The sequence below is a fragment of the Candidatus Allofontibacter sp. genome (genome assembly GCF_040404065.1).
Lineage (GTDB): Bacteria > Pseudomonadota > Alphaproteobacteria > Pelagibacterales > Pelagibacteraceae > Fontibacterium.
Genome location: NZ_JBBAJM010000001.1, coordinates 106,869 through 126,190 on the forward strand (window position 1 = coordinate 106,869; position 19,322 = coordinate 126,190).

Consider the following 19,322-nt stretch of genomic DNA (forward strand, 5'->3'; position numbering starts at 1 on the left):
AATGAAATTAATGCAAGGTAAAAAAGGTCTGATCATGGGCGTTGCAAATGATCGCTCCATTGCTTGGGGTATTGCAAAAAAATTAAGTGAACACGGTGCTGAACTTGCATTCACTTATGTGGGTGATGCTTTAAAGAAAAGAGTTATTCCTCTTGCAGAATCTTTAGGTTCAAAATTTACATTAGATTGTAATGTGGAAAAGAAAGAAGACATTGTTAAAACTTTCTCAGACATTAAAGACAAATGGGAGAATTTAGACTTTGTGGTTCACGCAATTGCCTTTTCAGATAAGTCAGAACTATCTGGACAATATTTAAACACTTCTCGAGAAAATTTCTCAAACAGTATGTTAATTTCTTGTTTTTCATTTACAGAAGTTTGCAAAGAAGCTGCTAAAATAATGAAACCAGGTTCAAGCTTTATCACTTTAACTTATTGTGCTGACAAAGTTATTCCAAATTACAATGTGATGGGAGTCTGCAAAGCAGCACTTGAAACAAGTGTTAAATATTTATCCGTTGATCTTGGAGGAAATGGAATTAGAGTAAATGCTATTAGCGCAGGTCCTATTAAGACGTTAGCAGCTTCTGCAATTGGTGATGCTAAATTTTTATATAAATGGAATGAAAACCATTCTCCACTAAAGAGAAACGTCGATATTAACGATGTAGGTGGCGCTGCAGTTTATTTACTAAGCGATCTTGCAGCTGGTGTTACAGGCGAAATTCACTATGTGGATGCGGGTTATAATATAATTGGTATGCCTAACCCAAAAAATATGCAGGCTTAATTAATTTAAGCACAAATAATCTAATTCTTTTTTTAAAAATATTTAAATATAATTATTGGGTATATGTACCGTTTCCAGTAAATTTAAGTATTGTATTTGATCCACTTGTTGTGATTGTAGGTGAGCCTGTATAATTTCCTGAATAACTTGCAGTTGGAATTGAGAGTATAACAACTCCTTTACCACCCGCGCCTGGATTGGTTGCATTATTCCATGATCCACCACCACCACCAGTACCATCTGTACCATTAGCTGTTGCAGAGTTATTAGTGGAGTTTCCGCCACCACCATTTCCACCTGCTCCTCCTGTTCCACCAAAGGTTCCACCACCTCCACCACCTGCATAATAAACTGTTGTCCCAGTAATGTTGCTTGAAAGACCAGCTCCGCCAGCGCCTCCTCCATTAGCGGTATAGTTGCCACCTACTGCACCAGCACCACCTCCACCACCAGATCCATAATAGCCGCCCCAACCTGGTTCTGATTGACCACCAATATTTCCTTGCCCTGCCGTCGCTGCTCCTACACCCCCTCCTCCTCTAGGATCTGATCGGCCACCACTTGACCCACCTGCACTTGAACTGCCGTCTGTAGTGTTGTTGCTACCACCACCACCGCCACCTATAGCAGTTATGGTTGTGAAACCTGTTCCGCTTATATAGGAGTCTCCACCAGTTCCTCCTTTTCCACTGTTTACCCCAGTACTTCCTTTTAATCCACCGGAGCCAACTGATACTGTGTAAGTTACGCCTGAGGAAAGTGAAGTTGTGTTAGCTAATAAACCTCCTGCTCCACCGCCTCCTCCAACACCATTTCCACCACCACCACCACCAGCTACAATTAAATAATTAACACTAACGGCAGCTCCTGCTCTCGTCACTGTTATTGTATAAGTTTTAGTGGTTGTTGCATCTTGCGCTGTCACAACTGTGGTGATGGTATTTGCTTTTTAACTTGAGGTTTTTCAATCTTAACTGCCAAATTATTCTTTGCTTCTTGAACAATTTTTTCATTCTTTATTTCTAGTTCTATTTGATCGATGCAAGTTTTAAGCAAAATAAATGATTTTATGCACTTTGGATTATTTAGATTCTTCTTTAAGAACTCTAAAAGCCTGTTGTTAATGTGTTCAAGTGTGTCTCTCTTAGACAAATCTTCTTTTTTAAGATTTTTATAAAGCAAATCTTTTTTTTCAAGATCTGCTTTTATCTTATCCTCAATAAAATTTGGAAATTTATTTCTCATGATGATACTCCCTGCCAAATCTATCCAGCATATATTCACGGTATATTCTATAAAATTTAGCATGCATTGAGTTTTCAATAGAAGTTAATCTTGATTGGGTGCCCGAGCTAATACAATCTCGAGCAAAAACCATTCCTAGAACTTCATCTTTATTTCCAAGTTCATTTAGAATTTTTCTTATTTCACCATGCTGTTTAAGATGAACATGTTCGTAATTATAACTATTTTCGAGAACACTCTTTATCTCAATATTATAAAGGCCATTTCTTAAATTATTCAATCGTCTTATATTCCATCCGTTTTGAATTAGATGAAAACACATATCTATTTGAATGGGTGTGATTGGATCTAAATCCTTCAATATTTCGTCGCGGTATCTTTCAAATTCTTTTCTATTCTCGCCATAAATAATAAATCTCTTGGAACGAAATCCATCTTTAATACTGTTCTTTGAGACTTGATATTTGGCTCGCTCTGTAGTTGGCCCTTTCCCCTTTTTAGCTCTGTTAACTAAAATTTTATTAAATGAATCCTTCGATTCAATTCCATTACTTTCGTCAAAATTTGACATCAATATTCCTTCAGTTTTTAATCAAATAAAAAGCAAACAAATGCTAGTGCTATATTTGATTTAAGTTTGCGACTTTCTGAAGGTCTTTACAGACACGAAGTTTAAACTTCGGAGCCACGTGGGGCGCAGGATTAACCTGCGATTACAACTTATACGATTATTTAAATAATGTAAAGAAATTAATTAATATAATTTTTATATAAAAATTATTTATATTATTAATTATTATTGGGCTTGTTTAATTGAAAGTTTAACTTTTCCTTTATCAAATCCTAAAACTTTAACTTTAACTTCATCACCCTCTTTTACAACGTCACTTACTTTTTCTACTCTTTTCGCTGCAAGTTCAGAGATATGAACTAAACCATCTTGTTTGCCTAAGAAGTTTACAAAAGCCCCAAATTCCATAATTTTTACAACTTTTCCTGTGTAAATTTTTCCAAGTTCAGGTTTTGCAATAATACTTTTCACCATCTCTAAAGCTTTGTTTCTTGAAATTTCATCGGGTGCAGAAATAGTTACAATTCCATCATCACTAATATCGACTTTAGCGCCTGATAACTCCACGATCTCTCTTATTGTTACGCCACCTTTTCCAATAATAGCTGCGATATCTTTTTTATCGACAGTTACTTTTTCCATTTTTGGAGTGTGTTTTGATAAATCTTTTCTTGAAGCATTAAGGGCTTTGTTCATCTCACCTAAGATATGAATTCTTCCATCTTTTGCTTGTGACAATGCTTTATCCATAATCTCAAATGTAATTCCTGTAATTTTAATGTCCATTTGTAATGAAGTAATTCCGTCTTCTGTTCCTGCAACTTTAAAATCCATATCTCCTAAATGATCTTCATCTCCCAAGATGTCGGATAGAACTGAATAATCAGCTCCTTCTTTAATTAAACCCATTGCAATTCCTGCAACTGGCTTTTTAATTGGAACTCCAGCATCCATTAAAGCAAGGGATGCTCCGCAAACTGTTGCCATAGATGATGAACCATTTGACTCTGTAATTTCTGAAACAATTCTAAATGTGTAAGGGAAATCTTCTTTTTTAGGTAAAATTGAATTAACAGCTCTCCATGCTAATTTACCGTGCCCTATTTCACGTCTACCTGTTCCAACTCTGCCAACTTCTCCAACTGAGAATGGAGGAAAGTTGTAGTGCAACATAAATCTGGATCTTTGTAATCCATCTAGGCTTTCAATTCTTTGCTCATCTTCTGAAGTCCCAAGTGTTGTAACAACAATTGCTTGTGTTTCACCTCTTGTAAATAAAGCAGAACCGTGAGTTCTAGGTAATACGCCTACTTCGCACTTAATCGGTCTAATATCTGCAAGTCCTCTTCCATCAATTCTTTTCTTTTCTTTAAGAATTTTTGTTCTAACGATTTCTTTTTCAACATCTTTAAACTGAGATTCAACATCCATTTTACTAAATTCTTCTGAATCCGTGTAAAGCGCTAATGATTTTTCTTTTGCTAAATTAATTAATCCGCTTCTTTTCTTTTTATCTGGCTCTGAAAACGCTGCGACTAAATCATTTTTAACATTTTTTAATAAATTATCTTTTACAACTTTTAAATCTTTTTTCTCTACAACCCATGTTTCTTTTTTACATTCTGCAGCAAATTCATTTATCATTTTAATCACCGGAGCAAATTGATCATGACCAAATTTAACTGCATCTAACATTATTTTTTCAGTTAATCCTGAAGCCTCAGACTCCACCATCAAAACTGCATCTTTAGTTCCAGCTACTATTAATTCTAATTGTGATTCTTTTAATTGTTCTTTTGTTGGATTTAAAACAAAGCTGTTATTAATGTAGCCAACTTTAGAAGCAGCAACTGGTCCCATAAATGGGATTCCTGAGATAGCTAATGCAGCTGACGCTGCAATTAAAGATAATACTTCTGGATCATTGTCTTTCTCATACGAAAGCACAGTTGGCAGAACTTGAACTTCATTTCTAAAACCTTCTGGGAATAGAGGTCTAATAGGTCTGTCAATTAATCGTGATATTAAAGTTTCGCTCTCTGTTGGTCTTGCTTCTCTTTTGAAATATCCACCTGGAATTTTTCCTGAAGCATAATATTTTTCTTGGTAATTTACTGTAAGAGGGAAAAAATCTATGTCAGGTTTTGCTTTCTTTGCCCCAACAACTGTTGCTAAAATAACTGTATCGCCTGATGTTAGTATAACTGCGCCATCTGCTTGACGAGCAATTTTTCCTGACTCGATAGATAGTTTTTTGCCGCCCCAAACAATCTCTTTTCTTACTATTTTAAACATTAAAATTTATTTTCTGATATTCAACTTCTCTAAGATCTTCTTGTAATTGGCAGTATTTGTTTTGCTTAGATAATCTAATAGTTTTTTTCTTCTATTTACCAATGTCGTTAATCCTGTGTACGAATGCTTATCTTTTTTATTCTTAGTAAAATGCTCAGTTAGGTATTTAATTCTGTCAGTTAAAATAGCTATTTGCACCTCTGAAGAGCCAACGTCTTTAGCGTGCTTTTTTACGTCTTTAAAAATACTTTCTTTATTTAAAATTTTTTTTGTCATCTTTTTAATTAAATACTCTCCTTGGATAAAAAAAACCGGACTTAAGGTATCCGAGAGCAAGTGGCTTTTCTAAAGCCTGAGTGTAAATATTATCTAAACTAACCTTTCCAAATTCATTAACCAAACTAACCATCATTCCATTCTTTATTAAATTAACTCTTTGATCATTTAATTTAATGCTAGGTATATGTATTAAAGCACTATGAATATCAAGCACATATTTTAAAAAATCTTCAGATCTTTCTTTTTCTATTAATTTTTCAAGGGTATTTGCGTTCCTAATTTTAAAACTTCCATATCTTGTTCTAACTAATTTAGTGATATGCGTAAATCCGCCAAAGGCTTTTGCAATGTCTCTTGCTAAGCTTCGAATATAAGTTCCCGTTCCACATTTAATATAAAAAAGACTCTTATTATTTTCATGTTTTAATAATCTAATATTTTTTATAAAAACTTTTCTCTCTTCCATATCAAATTCTAAATTATTTCTCGCAAGTTCATAAGATCTTTTGCCGTTAATTTTTACTGCAGAAAATTTTGGTGGCATTTGCATTTGGTGTCCGATAAATTTTTTTAAAATATTTTGAATTTGTTTTTTATCTGGGCAAACGTCATTGCTATTTATAACTTTTCCTTCTAAATCTAGAGTGTCTGTTTCTGAGCCCCACTCTATTTCAAATAAATAACTTTTTAACTGCAAGTGTATTAGTGAAACAGCCTTTGTTGCCTCTCCTAATGCAATAGGAAGTACTCCTTCAGCTAAAGGATCTAAAGTTCCTGCGTGACCTATTTTAATCTTTTTAAATTTGCTCTTTATTACGTTTAAACAGTATGCCGAGCTAAAACCTTTAGGTTTGTTTAAGTTGATCCAACCATTAATCATTTTCGTGCGTCTTAATAATTAATTTTTCAATTTTTTCAGCATAATCAAAAGATTCGTCTAATACAAAATGAAGGTTTGGAAGAAATTTATTTTTCCAACTACGAGACATTTCTTTTTTAATTAAACCACTATGATTAATAAGTGATTGCAAAATAAACTCTGAATTTTTACCTCCCAGTGGCATAAAAAAAACTTTTGCATGTTTTAAATCTGGGCTCATTCTAACTTCTGAAACCGTAATCACTCTGGTATTAATATTTGGCAAAGCCACCTCTTCTTTTAAAAATAGATTTCCAAGCAACTGTTTTAATAATTCGCCAACTCTTAATTGCCTTTGTGTAAAAGGCTGATCGCTTAAATGAATATTCATGATTAAATTAGTTTATTGTTCTCGCGCTCTGAACGACTGAAAAAACTTCAATAATATCTTTTTCTTTAAAATCTAAAAAATCTTTAAAAGCAACACCGCCTTCGATACCTGCTTTAATTTCTTTTACTTCATTTTTTTCTCTATAAAGAGATGCAATTTTTCCTGTCCAAACAACACTGCCATCTCTAACAATTCTAACATCAGAATTATTAACGATCGCACCTTCAGTTACTTTAATACCTGCAACTTTTCCAGCTTTAGAAGATTTAAATACTTGAAGTATTTCACACTGTCCTAATGCTTGTTCATTTATTTCTGGCGCTAAAAGACCTGAAAGGGCTTTAGTAATGTGTTCAATCGCTTCATAAATAATATTAAAGTATAAAATATTAACACCTAATTTTATCGCAAGATCTTTTGCTTCTTTATTTGGCTTAATATTAAAACCAATTAAAACCGCACTAGAAGCCTTTGCTAAAGACACATCTGTTTCAGTAATAGCTCCAACTGAAGACAAAACAATAACTGGTTTTACTTCGTCGTGTTGAATTTTTAATATCGCGTTTGATAAAGCCTCTGCAGATCCGTGAACATCGCTTTTAATAATAATTGCAAGTTCCTTTTGTTTATTAATATCACCAAAGACATCATTTTTTTTAACAAGAACGCTACTTTTTTTAGATTTACCCTGTTCAGTCCTATGATCGTTTATTTCTTTAGCTTTTGCCTCGCTATCTAGAACTAAAAAATCATCACCTGCTTCCGACACTCCCGTTAAGCCAATAATTTCAACTGGCATTGAAGGAGTTGCTTCATTTACTAATTCTCCTTTAAAATTATTCATCGCTCTAATTTTTCCCCACTGCAAACCACTTACGAAGAAGTCTCCTTTTCTTAAAGTTCCTCTCGTAATTAAAATTGTTGATACTGGACCTTTGCCTTTGTCTAATTTTGACTCAATTACTATTCCTTGTGCAGGTACATTTGGGTTAGTTTTGTGATTTAAAATTTCTGCTTGTAGAATAATTGCCTCTTTTAATTTATCCAAATTCGTTTTCTTTAGAGCAGATATTTCAACGCACTGAATATCTCCGCCTAATTCTTCAACGACAAGTTCGTGTTCTAATAATTGATTTCTAACTTTTTGTTTATCAACACCGTGAATATCGCATTTGTTGATTGCAACGATAATTGGAACTTTTGCAGCTTTTGCATGTTGTATCGCTTCAATAGTTTGAGGTTTAATTCCATCGTTTGCAGCAACAACAAGAACAACGATATCTGTAATTTTAGATCCTCTTGCTCTCATTTCGGTAAATGCTGCGTGACCTGGTGTATCTATAAATGTCATCCATTTATTGTCTTCTGCAAAAACTTGGTAGGCACCTATGTGTTGAGTAATTCCACCGTGTTCAGTTGCTACAACGTTTGTTTCTCGCAGTGCATCTAATAATGAAGTTTTTCCGTGATCAACATGACCCATGACAGTTACAACCGGTGGTCTAGAATAAGTATCTTCCTGTTCTTTAGATTTTTTTAATTTAGATAATTCGTCATCGATTTGACTATCTTTAACAACTTTATGCCCGAAAGAGCCAACGATATACTCTGCTGTATCTCTATCAATGGTATGGTTAATTGTAACTTTAACATTCTTTTCAAATAAAAATTTAATGATGGCACTTGCTTTTTCTGCCATTCTGTTTGCAAGCTCTTGAATAGTGATTAAATCAGGAACTGATATTTCTCTAGAAGCTTTTTTTGGCTCACCTGAAGAATCGTCTCCGTTTTCAATTGATTTTTTCTCTTTTTCTCTAGCTCTTTTAAAAGAAGCCGCACTTCTTTGTTTTTCGTCCTCATCCGCATCCGCGAGTGCTTTAGATAAAGTTAATTTATATTCTCTTTTTTTACCGTGAGTTTTTTTAATTAATTTTTTACTATTATCAATTTCAAGCTCTTCTTGAATTTTTTTTCTTGCCCACTCTTGAGCTGTTTTTTGTGCTTTGGCTGAATCTTCTTTTGTTAAATCTTTAGTTTTTACCGCATCTTGTGGGGCAGCAGAGACTTTTGCTTTTTCAGCATTATAACTAGCATCTACTGATCTATTTTTTTTCTTCTCAACTAAAACTGATTTATTTCCGGATCCCTTAGCATAACTAGAAATTGCAGCAGCTCCTCCACTAAAATTCTTTAATGTAAGCTTCTTCTTTTTATCTTTGACTTCTTCCATGTTCTTTTAAAAGCAAGTTTATTTGGTATTAAAAGCTTTTTCTCTTGCTTTTATTATAAGGCGCTCAGCCTCTGATCTTGCGATATCAAAATTTTGCAATATTCCTTCAAATTCAACTCTTTTCCCTTTGATTTCATCGTATCCACCTAGAATTTCATCAACTGATAGATCAGCAAAATCATGTAAGGTTTTAATATTTTTTTCACCTAACGTAAGTAGCATTCCAAGTGAAAGTCCTTCATGATTCATAAGATCATCTTGTATGCCAAGTTCTTTAACTTTATTTGAGATTTCTTTAGATTCTGTTTCTAAATATTCTTTTGCTCTTTCTTTTAATTCTTTTGCTGTCTCTGCATCAAACCCATCAATTTTAGTTATCTCTTCTATAGGAGACCCATCGATTTCTTTAATAGAAGAAAATCCTTCTAGCACTAAAAGTTGAGCCATCATTTCATCGATTTCTAAACTTTCAATAAATCGTTTCGTTTTAATTTTGAATTCCGATTGTCTTTTCTCTGTTTCTTCTTGATCGGTTAAAATATCAATTTCATAATTCATTAACTTAGAAGCAAGTCTTACGTTTTGTCCTCTTCTTCCAATTGCTTTGCTAAGATTATTTTCATCGATCACTACTTCAATTCTTTTTGTAGAGTCATCTAAAACTACTTTTTGAACTTCAGCTGGTGCTAAAGCATTAATAACAAGTGTCGCAGGATCTTCTGACCAGTGAATGATGTCAATTTTTTCGCCTTGCAATTCGTTCACAACTGCTTGCACTCTACTTCCTCTCATTCCAACGCAAGCTCCCACTGGATCTATTGATTTATCTTTTGATGTAACGCAAATTTTTGCTCTGCTACCAGGATCTCTTGCAACAGATTTAATTTCAATAATTCCTTCGTAAATTTCTGGAACCTCTAGTTTGAATAGTTTTGCCATAAACTGAGGATGGGCTCTTGATAGAAATATTTGTGGACCTTTACTTTCTTTTTTAACTTCATAACAATAAGCTTTAATTCTATCGCCTACTTTTATGTTTTCTCTTGGAATTAATTCATCTCTTTTTATTATTGATTCAGCTTTTTGAAGATCTACTATGATATTTCCAAACTCTATTCTTTTAACTATTCCGCTAAGGATCTCACCCACCTTGTCTTTAAATTCATTGTATTGTCTTTCTCTTTCCGCATCTCTAACTTTTTGAGTAATAACTTGTTTCGCAGCTTGAGCAGCTATTCTACCAAAATCAACTGGTGGTAGTGGTTCTAAAATTTCTTGATCGATTTGTATGTCGCTTTTAATCTTTTGAGCTTCTTTTAAGCTAATTTCATTTTGACTATTTGCAGGATTTTCTACAACTTTTAATCTTCTGCCTAATTCGATTTGACCGTTCGCTCTGTTAATAGAAACATAAATATTATTCTCTTGTCCGTAACGAGTTCTTGCAGCTTTCTCAATTGCTTCCTCCATAGAAGTAAGCACCAGCTCTTTATCAATCGATTTTTCGTTCGCTACAGCGTCAACTATTCTAATCAGTTCTACTGTATCAACCCTGTTATTTAACATTATTTTTATTTCCCGTAAAAAAAAAGGGCCAAACAAAGCCCTTCATGAATTTTCAGTAATTTCACATAATCTACGCTACATTTTTCAACTTATCAAGATTTAAAAAATAAAGGTTTTTTTTTAATTTATTGGCTTTATTTGAGTATTTCGTATCCGTTATCTGATGTTTGTTAGTCAGACTATATTCAAAAATATCTAATTTTTCTTTTAATGCTGAAATCTCTTTTAAGACCTGTTTAAAATAATCATGATCATCCGTCCCAAATATTAAAGCGGATCCAACTTTCATTTTTTTTAAAACTTTTTCTAAAAATAAAGAATTTAATAATCTTCTCTTTTTTTGTCTATTTTTCATCCAAGGGTCTGGAAATAAAATAAAAATTTTTGAAAAAAAATTATCTGAGAAATTATCTATTACTTTTTGTACCGGTGTATCAATAATATAAATATTTTTTAAATTAAATTCTTTAGCTTTTTGTACTACATTTGCTACACCGTTAATAAAAGGATCAATACCAATAAAATAATCATCAGAAAAATTTTTAGCCTGGAATAGTAAATTTTCCCCTAAACCAAATCCTATTTCTAAAATAAAATTTTTATTTTTAATTAATTTAATCTCTTCAAAATCGACTGAGAAATCTTTCTTGTGATTATCATAAAAAAATTTTTTACTTTTAGATAAAGCTCTTGATTTAGATCTTCCAAAAAAAATCTTTTTTTTGTCTTCGATCAAATTATACTTTTGATTGGAAATATTTAATTAAATCAGTTTTTTCCCAACTAAAAGACCCATTGTCTTCAGGTTGTCTGCCAAAGTGGCCGTAAGCTGCTGTTTTTTGATAAATAGGTTTATTTAATTTTAGTAACTCACGAATTCCTCTTGGACTTAAATTAAAGTTTTTAGAAATAATCTCTTCAACTTTTCTTGATTTATTATCTTCACCATCAAACAAATCGATATAAATTGAGAGTGGTTGAGACACTCCAATCGCATAAGATAATTGAATTAAACATTTTTCTGAAACACCGGCTGCAACAATATTTTTTGCTAAATATCTTGCTACGTATGCTGCAGATCTATCTACTTTAGTTGGATCTTTTCCTGAGAATGCTCCGCCACCATGAGGTGCGGCACCTCCGTAAGTATCCACTATAATTTTTCTTCCTGTTAAACCGGTATCTCCATCAGGACCACCTATCACAAATCTACCTGTTGGATTAACGTAAAAATTCTTTTCATCACACATCCATCCTTTTGGAATAACCGACAAGACATAAGGTCTTACAATTTCTTTAACTTTTTCTTGATCAATACTTTCATCATGCTGAGTTGAGACAACAATTGACGAGATTCCTTTTGGTTTTCCTTTTTCATAAATCACTGAAAACTGACTTTTTGAATCGGGTCCCAAAAGTTTTTCTTTTCCAGATTTTCTAGACTCCGCCATTAATTGTAAAACTTTATGAGCATAACTAATTGGCGCTGGCATAAGATCTTTTGTTTCATTGCAAGCGTAACCAAACATAATCCCCTGATCTCCAGCTCCTTCATCTTTGTTCCCCAAAGAGTCAACTCCTGCTGCAATATCCTGTGATTGACTATGAAGATAATTCGTAAATTTTAAATTCTTCCAATGAAAACCATCTTGTTCGTAGCCAATATCTTTAACTTTAGCTCTAATTAATTTTTCAATTTCATCGCTTTTTATTTCTGGTCCTCTAACTTCTCCTGCAATCACTACTGTATTGGTAGTTACTAAAGTTTCGCAGGCCACTCTACTTTCTGCAAATTTAGATAAATAAAGATCAAGAATGGAGTCTGATATGATATCGCACACTTTATCCGGATGACCTTCTGATACGGACTCGCTGGTAAATATATAATTCTCTTTAGCCATTATTTTTTAACTTTCTAAAAGTGATAACGAATATAATACTTAACAAGATTGTGAAGTAAAAAATGTAATTTTCTAATGCAGAAAATAAGGTTTTTTCTTTTAAAAAGAATAATTTGGCATTAATTATTCCTTCTTTGTTCAGTTCTATAGAGTTAATAATTGTTCCATTAGGAGAGACAAATGCTGAAATACCGGTGTTTGTTGATCTTACAATCGGCACTCCTTGTTCTATCGCCCTAAAAATTACTTGAGCTAAATGTTGTCTAGGTCCAATGGAGTTACCAAACCAACCATCCTCTGAAATATTTACTATAAAATTAAAGTCTTTAGAATTAAGTTTTAAATCTCCAGAATAAATTATTTCATAACAAAGCAGTGGTAAGAAAGATAAATTTTTAAATACTTCTATTTCTTTTCTTTCTTTCCCTGAAGCGTAGGAACCATAACCAAAAGTAATTTTCTTTAACCCAAGTTGAGATAATAATTTTTCAAATGGAATAAACTCACCAAAGGGGACAAGTTTAATTTTATTATAAATACTGACAACCTCTGCATTATGATTTAGCAAAACAAGTGAATTATAGTAGTTAATTTTTCCATTAGTAGTTATCGGATTTGACATTCCAATGATTATGAAATGATTTTTAGAAAAATTCTTATTAAAATATTCTTTATATTTATATAGATCTTGTGGTCTCGTTTGCTGGATCATTCCTTCTGGCCAAACAAACAAAGTTTTTTCGTCTTTATTTCCTTTGCTAAGTGCAATTAAACGAATTAAATTTTTATGCTCATTCTCAAGTCCCCATGTATTAACAATGGCAATATTAGGTTGGATTATTTTTATTTTAACATCATTATAATAATTAAACTCTGAATTCTTTATTATAAATTTTCCAACAAAAAAATTTAGAATTAAAAAAGCTAATACAAAGATTGATTTAATAAATATCTGCTTAGATTGAATGGGTCTTAAAGAATTAAAATAAATTGAAAAAATAAAAATACTAAAAAAATTTAAAGTATAAGTGCCAATAAATTTTAATATCTGTATGCTCTCAGTAGAAAAACTCCATGAATAAGATATTAAATTCCAAGAAAATCCGGTGAATAATATTCCTCGAAAATACTCAAATACGGATAAGGAAATAGAAAATATTAATAAAAAAACGTAATCTTTTTTTATGAAAGAATGTATCGCTAACACTGCAATACCATAAAATGCTGCTAATAAAATTGGCAGACCCAATATAGCAATCGGAATCAAAAAATTTAACTGCTGATCAAAAGTTAAAGAGTTAGAAACCCAATAAAGACTGCTTACAAAATATCCATAGCCAAAATTAAAACCTAAAAAAAAGAAATTTGATAACTTTGCTTTTTTTTCTTTAAAAAAAATTATGAAATATAAAAATAAAGAATAGGTAATAAAATTTATAAAAATAAAATTGTAAGGAGGCAGGGAAAAACTAGATAGTGAACCTAATAATAATAAAAAAATATATATTAAAAAAAAACTTTTTTTGGACATTTTATTAAATATTTTTAATAATCTTCTGCTCCAATAGGTTCATTTTCTTATATTTTCTTAATGAATCGTGCTCATGTCCTATTAGGTGTAAAATGCCATGAATTAACATTTTTTTAAAATAATAATCAAAACTTACGTTTTGTTTTTTAATAATTTTAGCAATATAGGGGTAACTTAAGGCAATATCCCCTAGATAAACTCTTTTGTTTGATATAATTTTTTTCTTAAAAAAATCTTTTTGCTCTGCTGGAAAAGATAAAACGTCCGTATCTTTATTAATCTTTCTAAATTTCTTATTAAGATCTTTCATATTTTTTGAGTTTGTTAATAAAACAGATATTTCAAAGGTAAAATTGCTTGATGGAAAAATTAATAATAAAATTCTTTTAATGATTTTTTTAAGAAATAAATCTGTTTTAGGATAACTAAACTTCCAGGATTTATGATTAATAACTAAATTAACTTTTACCATTAGGCTCTTTTTTATAATCAGCATAAGCCTTAACGATCTTTGAAACTAATGGGTGCCTCATAACGTCATTATGATCAAAGTTTATTGTCTTTATTTCTTTAATATCCTTAAGTATTTTTGTTGTCTCATAAAGACCTGACTCTTTTGATTTTGTTAAATCCACCTGCGATGGATCTCCATTAATAACCATGGTTGAGTTATTGCCAAGTCTGGTTAGAAACATTTTAATTTGAGTAAAAGTTGCATTCTGTGCTTCATCTAAAATTACAAAAGAATCTTTTAATGTTCTTCCTCTCATAAAAGCAAGGGGTGCAATTTCTATTATCCCCTCTTCAATCTTTCTTTGAATCTTTTCATAACCTAAAAGCTCATAAAGAGAATCGTAAAGAGGTATTAAATAAGGGTCTATTTTATCTTTCATATCACCCGGTAAAAAACCTAAATTTTCGCCCGCCTCTACCGCTGGTCTTGATAAAATTATTTTTTTAACCTTATCTTCTAATAAAAAAGTAACCGCAACTGCAACCGCTAAAAATGTTTTTCCAGTTCCAGCAGGTCCTAACGCCATAACAATCTTATTATTTTTAAGAGCATCTACATAAATCTTTTGTTTTTCTGACCTTGGCAGAACTGTCTTTCTTGATGTTTTTATAGCATCATGATCGCTATAAATTGAATTTGTACTTATTGCTTCTGGTTTATGCATCTTAGTCACGTCAAAAATTGTTTTAATATCTTCTTTTTCAATGTGATTTGTATTTAAAAATTTTGCTATTAGATTATCCAAAATCTGCACTACAGATTGTCTGTCGTCAGAATTACCTCTAACGATCATTAAATTTCCTCTCAAATTAATTTTTGTTTTAGTAAGACTTTCAATTTCTTTAAGATTAGAATCGAACTCACCGATAATTTTGCTAAGAACGAAATTATTTTTTATATAAAAACTTAAGTAATCAGCATTTTTTTCAATAATATCTATTTGGCTACTAGAAACTTTAGATAAATTCATTAAGCAAATATTTGTTCTTTTTGCAAAACTCCAAAAAGATTATTTTTGTTACAAGAAGAAATCTCAATATCAAGTAAGTCTCCGTCGTTAACATGATTAGAGTTAAAAAATACTGAGTGCATAAATTTACTTCTTCCAAAGAACTGTCCTATTTTTTTAGTCTTATTTTCAACTAATATCTGAATTTTTTTTCCAACCAATTGTCGATTCTTTTTTAACTGAATATCGGCTAACAAGTTCTGCAATTCTAACAATCTTTCCTTGCATGTATTTAATAGCACCTGGTCTCTTTCCACCGCTGGTGTTCCCGGTCTTTGACTATAAATAAATGAGTAAGAATTAACAAAATTCACTTTTTTAATAATATCAAGAGTATCATTAAAGTCTTGCTCTTCTTCTCCTGGAAAACCAATTATAAAATCACTTGAAAACTCTATATCCGGATTAACTTCTTTAAATTTATTGATTAAATCTAAGTAATATTCTCTCGTATGTTTTCTATTCATTAATTTTAGAATTTTATTAGATCCTGACTGAATAGGAAGATGTAATTGTGGCATTAATTTTTCTTGATATTTAAATGCATCGATAAGTTCTTGGTCCATGTCGTTAGGATGTGATGTTGTGAAACGTATTCTATGTATTGAGTCAATTTTTGCAATTTCATCTACAAGTCTTGCAAGATTGTAAGTTTTTTTACCATCAATAAATTTGTAAGCGCTAACATTCTGTCCTAGCAAAGTAATTTCTTTAACTCCATTGTCTGCTAATTTTTTTGCTTCACCAATAATACTATTAAAAGATCTAGAAAATTCAGCACCTCTTGTATAAGGAACAACACAGAATGAACAAAATTTATCGCAACCTTCTTGTATGGTTAAAAATTCAGAAATTTTAGATTTTCTAAAAGTCTTTAAGTTATCAAGAGTGTCAAATTTTTCGATTAATTCAAAATTGGTATCAGAAAAATTTTCTTTTCTTTCAAAAAAATTATTAACCTGCTCCGGAAGTCGGTGATATGACTGTGGACCAACCACGATATCTACATCTTTGGTTCTTTTAAAAATTTCTTCTCCTTGTGCTTGCGCAACACAACCTGCTAATACGAAAATAGGTTTTTTTTTAAATCTATTAAGTTTTTTAATTTTACCAATATCTGAATATACTTTTTCTGTAGCCTTCTCTCTAATATGGCAGGTATTGAATATAACGCAGTCCACGTCTGTTGGTGTTTCAGATCTTACAAAATTAACGGTCTGCATAAGATCTGCTATTTTATCAGAATCATATTCATTCATCTGACAACCAAAGGTCTTTATATAAAATTTTTTTGACAATTATTATAATCTTTCAAAGTATTTACGATCCTGAAGGTATAAAAAAAAACAAATAAATGAAATATATTTGTTATTTATTTTCATAAATTGGAAACAATTTATTATCGATAAAAAGTTTATTATCCAAAATATATAGAAGGTTTTTAGAGTTATATTTAGGTAACTCAGAAAACTTGGCTATTTTAGCAGTGTTAATGTCTGAATGGCTCTGCAAAGTAAATTTTGAGTAATAATCATCACAGTCAGTTATTTTTTTAACATAAAATTTATTATTCATTTCAATGCCAACTGAATCGTATTTTTTGTTATCAATTAAAGTTTTTAAAATCTGAAAATTATTAAATCCTAATATCTTAGTCTTTTTCACTAACGATATGCTTTTTAAAGAAGAGAGAATGTTTCTAAGGCCAACAAATCCTCCAGGGCCAAGATTTAACATAAAAAAATCTAAACCTTCTATCTTGATATTGTGCTCGGTAAAAAAATCTAACAAAACATTTATAAAATTTTCACTATTTTTAAATTTTTCTTTAATAATAGAAAACTCTGAATTGTCTTTCTTTAAAATTAATACTAAACTTCCGAGCGTAAAATCTACTGAACAAAAGTTAGAATCAATGAAAGTTTTCATAAATAAAATTATTTTAATTACTCTTTTAATAATTGTTAATCTTACATCAGTAAATGGGCAAGAATATCAAAATGAAAAAGGTATTATTGGATTAATGTATCATCGTTTCGAAGAAAACAAGTATCCAACAACAAATTTAAGAATAAAAGATTTCAATCTTCAATTGGAAATGATTAGTCAAAATAATATTGAATTCATTTCAATTGATGAATTAAAAAAAATTCTTCTTGAAAAAAAAGATTATAAATCAAAAAAAATTTTAATTACAGTCGATGATGCCTTTAGATCTTTTTATGACAATGGCTGGAAAATATTAAAAGAAAAAAAAATACCTTTTGTTCTTTTTTTTAATACTCGAGAAGTCAGTGCTAAAAACCCAAACTATATGACTTGGGATCAGATTAGAGAAATTCATAACTCTAAAATTGGAACAATCGGTGGACATAGTTTTTCTCATGAATATTTAATTAATAAATCTGATGCGGAAATAAAAGAAGATTTAGAAAGATCTCACAAAGATTTTATGCGGGAGCTATCTTTTATACCAAAATATTTTTCATATCCATTTGGTGAGTACAGTTCTAGTTTTAAAAAAATTGTTAAAGAATTAAATTATGAATTAGCCTTTGGTCAGCATTCAGGTGTGATTGATACAAGCAAAGATATTTTTGAGTTACCTAGATTTCCAGTAAATGAAAATTACGGAAAACCTGAAAGGTTTTTAACTTTATTAAAAACAAAGCCTCTTCCCTTTAAATCTTTTAAACCTGATAATAAATTTATTTCTAAATCAGATAATCCTCCAAAAATTGAAATAGAGTTTTATAAAGACATTAATAATTTACAAAACATAATTTGTTTTGCAAATGATGGTGGCGAATGGAGTAAGAAGAAAATAATTTTTATTGAAAAAAATTGGATCAGAATAAATCTAGACTCTAAATTTAAAACTAGAACAGGACGAGTTAATTGCTCAGTACTAGATAAAGATGGTCAGTGGAGATGGATGGGTTTCCAATTAGTAATGGATGGTATTAAATAGAATTAGATTTTTTAATTAACAGATTTGATTTATCAAAATCTTTTAAGGAATTCTGCTCTATAATCTTTTTTAACCCAAGCACATAATCGTCTCCTCTAATTGAATATTTACCAAGATAATTAATTAGTTTTAGTCCTGATATCGATCCTGTTAATCTTCCTTTTCTTTGGTGAGCTCTTTCTTTACGAAACTGGTCATAAAATGCATGAGTATTTAAATTATTTTTATAAGCACTAACCGCATATCTAATTTGATTAAACTTTGAAACTTCATGTCTTTCATCTTCGGTTCTATTTTCTGGTACCATTCCTTTGTTTTCTTTCCATCCCCATTGGCCAAAAAGAGCATTTCCTTCAATTGCAAAACGAGAAGTTCCCCAACCACTTTCATAAGCGGCCTGTGCTATAGCAATAGATGGGGGAATAATATCCATCCTTATTAATAATTCTTTAATATTGTTATCTTTAACTTTGTATTGCTGAAACTTTTCTTCCAACCAAGCTGCATCTTTGGTGAAACTTTTTCTATTCATAATAATTGTTAATTTTCTTCTATCCTCAATAATTTTTTCATTCTCGGAAAGGATAATTGGTAACAAAATTTGTATAAAAATTTTCTTTCTTTGCTCAATATTTTCTAATTCGCCTATACCCTCAGGAAATCTTGCTAAAAAAAAGTTTGCAACGGGCTCCCCTTCTCTTACCTTTTCTAAATTATAACCGCTTTTTTCAAATAAATTAATAAGGCTAATCACTTGTTGAAAATCCAAACCTAATTTTTTTGAATCGTTGGTTAAAAAATTTTTCTTTAAAATCTGATCAATAGACGGATCGTTATTAGAATAGTCATCTGTTTTATTATTAATCATTTTTTTGTTTATTCCAGAAAAATTGAAAAATTCTGGAACAAAAGCTGTAAAAATTATTAAAATAATTACTACAGAATAGGGTGCTAATTTTTTAAGATTAATTTTTTTAATTAAGAATAAATAAATTTTATTTATATTTTTTAAAATGTAAGACAAAAATCTAAATGTTGGCAAAATAGTTTCAACAATATAACGAGAGAATCCATTATTTAAGATTGCTTTTTTAATTCTAATAAAAGGCAAAATTAATTTTCCATTTAAAAATACTTTTTTAAAATTTTTTAAAATTAAATTTTTCATAT

The 19,322-nt window shown here is 30.7% G+C and carries 19 protein-coding genes; 2 read left to right on the forward strand and 17 right to left on the reverse strand.

Annotated features, from left to right (window positions below):
* Nucleotide 1 precedes the first annotated feature (1 nt).
* The gene (locus tag AC8IG9_RS00545; protein ID WP_507424877.1) at nucleotides 2–790 is read left to right on the forward strand and encodes an enoyl-ACP reductase FabI; all 789 of its coding nucleotides are present in this window, start codon (nucleotides 2–4) and stop codon (nucleotides 788–790) included.
* A gap of 52 nt (nucleotides 791–842) precedes the next feature.
* Here AC8IG9_RS00545 and AC8IG9_RS00550 read toward each other — a convergent pair whose 3' ends face one another.
* From AC8IG9_RS00550 to AC8IG9_RS00625, 16 genes are all read right to left on the reverse strand, one after another.
* Nucleotides 843–1,715 (reverse strand): glycine-rich domain-containing protein, encoded by an 873-nt coding sequence (locus AC8IG9_RS00550; protein ID WP_507424878.1) that lies wholly within the window; start codon nucleotides 1,713–1,715, stop codon nucleotides 843–845.
* Complete coding sequence (locus AC8IG9_RS00555; protein WP_507424879.1) at nucleotides 1,712–2,035, reverse strand: hypothetical protein; 324 nt, start codon at nucleotides 2,033–2,035, stop codon at nucleotides 1,712–1,714. Before AC8IG9_RS00555 ends, AC8IG9_RS00550 begins: the two co-directional genes overlap by 4 nt.
* On the reverse strand, nucleotides 2,025–2,606 hold the full coding sequence (locus AC8IG9_RS00560) for a hypothetical protein (RefSeq protein ID WP_507424880.1): 582 nt from the start codon (nucleotides 2,604–2,606) through the stop codon (nucleotides 2,025–2,027). The genes AC8IG9_RS00555 and AC8IG9_RS00560 overlap by 11 nt, the downstream gene beginning before the upstream one ends.
* A 225-nt stretch (nucleotides 2,607–2,831) precedes the next feature.
* Nucleotides 2,832–4,901, reverse strand: a complete 2,070-nt coding sequence (gene pnp, locus AC8IG9_RS00565; RefSeq protein ID WP_507424881.1) for a polyribonucleotide nucleotidyltransferase — start codon at nucleotides 4,899–4,901, stop codon at nucleotides 2,832–2,834.
* Between the two features lie 6 nt (nucleotides 4,902–4,907).
* Nucleotides 4,908–5,177 (reverse strand): 30S ribosomal protein S15, encoded by a 270-nt coding sequence (gene rpsO, locus AC8IG9_RS00570; protein ID WP_507424882.1) that lies wholly within the window; start codon nucleotides 5,175–5,177, stop codon nucleotides 4,908–4,910.
* 4 nt (nucleotides 5,178–5,181) lie between these two features.
* On the reverse strand, nucleotides 5,182–6,060 hold the full coding sequence (gene truB / locus AC8IG9_RS00575; protein WP_507424883.1) for a tRNA pseudouridine(55) synthase TruB: 879 nt from the start codon (nucleotides 6,058–6,060) through the stop codon (nucleotides 5,182–5,184).
* Nucleotides 6,053–6,430 (reverse strand): 30S ribosome-binding factor RbfA, encoded by a 378-nt coding sequence (rbfA, locus tag AC8IG9_RS00580; RefSeq protein ID WP_017969660.1) that lies wholly within the window; start codon nucleotides 6,428–6,430, stop codon nucleotides 6,053–6,055. Before rbfA ends, truB begins: the two co-directional genes overlap by 8 nt.
* A gap of 7 nt (nucleotides 6,431–6,437) precedes the next feature.
* A complete protein-coding gene (infB, locus tag AC8IG9_RS00585) occupies nucleotides 6,438–8,660 on the reverse strand; it encodes a translation initiation factor IF-2 (protein ID WP_507424884.1) in 2,223 nt (740 codons plus the stop codon).
* 18 nt (nucleotides 8,661–8,678) lie between these two features.
* Nucleotides 8,679–10,226, reverse strand: coding sequence for a transcription termination factor NusA (gene nusA / locus AC8IG9_RS00590; protein WP_507424885.1), 1,548 nt, complete (start codon nucleotides 10,224–10,226; stop codon nucleotides 8,679–8,681).
* Nucleotides 10,227–10,296: 70 nt separating this feature from the next.
* Complete coding sequence (trmB, locus tag AC8IG9_RS00595; RefSeq protein WP_507424886.1) at nucleotides 10,297–10,962, reverse strand: tRNA (guanosine(46)-N7)-methyltransferase TrmB; 666 nt, start codon at nucleotides 10,960–10,962, stop codon at nucleotides 10,297–10,299.
* Between the two features lies 1 nt (nucleotide 10,963).
* Complete coding sequence (gene metK / locus AC8IG9_RS00600) at nucleotides 10,964–12,127, reverse strand: methionine adenosyltransferase (RefSeq protein ID WP_507424887.1); 1,164 nt, start codon at nucleotides 12,125–12,127, stop codon at nucleotides 10,964–10,966.
* Entirely contained in the window at nucleotides 12,120–13,658 is a 1,539-nt protein-coding gene (lnt, locus tag AC8IG9_RS00605) for an apolipoprotein N-acyltransferase (RefSeq protein ID WP_507424888.1), read from the reverse strand. Before lnt ends, metK begins: the two co-directional genes overlap by 8 nt.
* Nucleotides 13,659–13,662: 4 nt before the next feature.
* A complete protein-coding gene (gene ybeY, locus AC8IG9_RS00610) occupies nucleotides 13,663–14,130 on the reverse strand; it encodes an rRNA maturation RNase YbeY (RefSeq protein ID WP_507424889.1) in 468 nt (155 codons plus the stop codon).
* Nucleotides 14,117–15,142: a PhoH family protein gene (locus AC8IG9_RS00615; protein ID WP_507424890.1), complete on the reverse strand. Its 1,026-nt coding sequence runs from the start codon at nucleotides 15,140–15,142 to the stop codon at nucleotides 14,117–14,119. The genes ybeY and AC8IG9_RS00615 overlap by 14 nt, the downstream gene beginning before the upstream one ends.
* A complete protein-coding gene (gene miaB, locus AC8IG9_RS00620) occupies nucleotides 15,142–16,479 on the reverse strand; it encodes a tRNA (N6-isopentenyl adenosine(37)-C2)-methylthiotransferase MiaB (protein ID WP_507424891.1) in 1,338 nt (445 codons plus the stop codon). Before miaB ends, AC8IG9_RS00615 begins: the two co-directional genes overlap by 1 nt.
* A gap of 70 nt (nucleotides 16,480–16,549) precedes the next feature.
* Nucleotides 16,550–17,110 carry a hypothetical protein gene (locus AC8IG9_RS00625; protein WP_507424892.1) on the reverse strand — a complete coding sequence of 187 codons (561 nt, stop codon included), beginning with the start codon at nucleotides 17,108–17,110 and terminating at the stop codon, nucleotides 16,550–16,552.
* Between AC8IG9_RS00625 and AC8IG9_RS00630 the strand changes: the two genes are divergently transcribed.
* Nucleotides 17,097–18,152 carry a polysaccharide deacetylase family protein gene (locus AC8IG9_RS00630; RefSeq protein ID WP_507424893.1) on the forward strand — a complete coding sequence of 352 codons (1,056 nt, stop codon included), beginning with the start codon at nucleotides 17,097–17,099 and terminating at the stop codon, nucleotides 18,150–18,152. The two genes, AC8IG9_RS00625 and AC8IG9_RS00630, sit on opposite strands and share 14 nt — an antisense overlap.
* On the opposite strand, the gene AC8IG9_RS00635 is transcribed toward AC8IG9_RS00630, so the two are convergent.
* A complete protein-coding gene (locus AC8IG9_RS00635; RefSeq protein ID WP_507424894.1) occupies nucleotides 18,145–19,320 on the reverse strand; it encodes a glucosaminidase domain-containing protein in 1,176 nt (391 codons plus the stop codon). The two genes, AC8IG9_RS00630 and AC8IG9_RS00635, sit on opposite strands and share 8 nt — an antisense overlap.
* Nucleotides 19,321–19,322 lie beyond the last annotated feature (2 nt).

Coding starts and splice junctions, on each gene's coding strand:
- truB (WP_507424883.1), bottom strand. CDS start 6,060: ATGATTAATGGTTGGATCAACTTAAACAAACCTAAAGGTTTTAGCTCG.
- AC8IG9_RS00630 (WP_507424893.1), top strand. CDS start 17,097: ATGAAAGTTTTCATAAATAAAATTATTTTAATTACTCTTTTAATAATT.
- AC8IG9_RS00635 (WP_507424894.1), bottom strand. CDS start 19,320: ATGAAAAATTTAATTTTAAAAAATTTTAAAAAAGTATTTTTAAATGGA.
- pnp (WP_507424881.1), bottom strand. CDS start 4,901: ATGTTTAAAATAGTAAGAAAAGAGATTGTTTGGGGCGGCAAAAAACTA.
- AC8IG9_RS00560 (WP_507424880.1), bottom strand. CDS start 2,606: ATGTCAAATTTTGACGAAAGTAATGGAATTGAATCGAAGGATTCATTT.
- rpsO (WP_507424882.1), bottom strand. CDS start 5,177: ATGACAAAAAAAATTTTAAATAAAGAAAGTATTTTTAAAGACGTAAAA.
- rbfA (WP_017969660.1), bottom strand. CDS start 6,430: ATGAATATTCATTTAAGCGATCAGCCTTTTACACAAAGGCAATTAAGA.
- lnt (WP_507424888.1), bottom strand. CDS start 13,658: ATGTCCAAAAAAAGTTTTTTTTTAATATATATTTTTTTATTATTATTA.
- AC8IG9_RS00545 (WP_507424877.1), top strand. CDS start 2: ATGAAATTAATGCAAGGTAAAAAAGGTCTGATCATGGGCGTTGCAAAT.
- metK (WP_507424887.1), bottom strand. CDS start 12,127: ATGGCTAAAGAGAATTATATATTTACCAGCGAGTCCGTATCAGAAGGT.
- nusA (WP_507424885.1), bottom strand. CDS start 10,226: ATGTTAAATAACAGGGTTGATACAGTAGAACTGATTAGAATAGTTGAC.
- ybeY (WP_507424889.1), bottom strand. CDS start 14,130: ATGGTAAAAGTTAATTTAGTTATTAATCATAAATCCTGGAAGTTTAGT.
- AC8IG9_RS00625 (WP_507424892.1), bottom strand. CDS start 17,110: ATGAAAACTTTCATTGATTCTAACTTTTGTTCAGTAGATTTTACGCTC.
- AC8IG9_RS00615 (WP_507424890.1), bottom strand. CDS start 15,142: ATGAATTTATCTAAAGTTTCTAGTAGCCAAATAGATATTATTGAAAAA.
- infB (WP_507424884.1), bottom strand. CDS start 8,660: ATGGAAGAAGTCAAAGATAAAAAGAAGAAGCTTACATTAAAGAATTTT.
- AC8IG9_RS00555 (WP_507424879.1), bottom strand. CDS start 2,035: ATGAGAAATAAATTTCCAAATTTTATTGAGGATAAGATAAAAGCAGAT.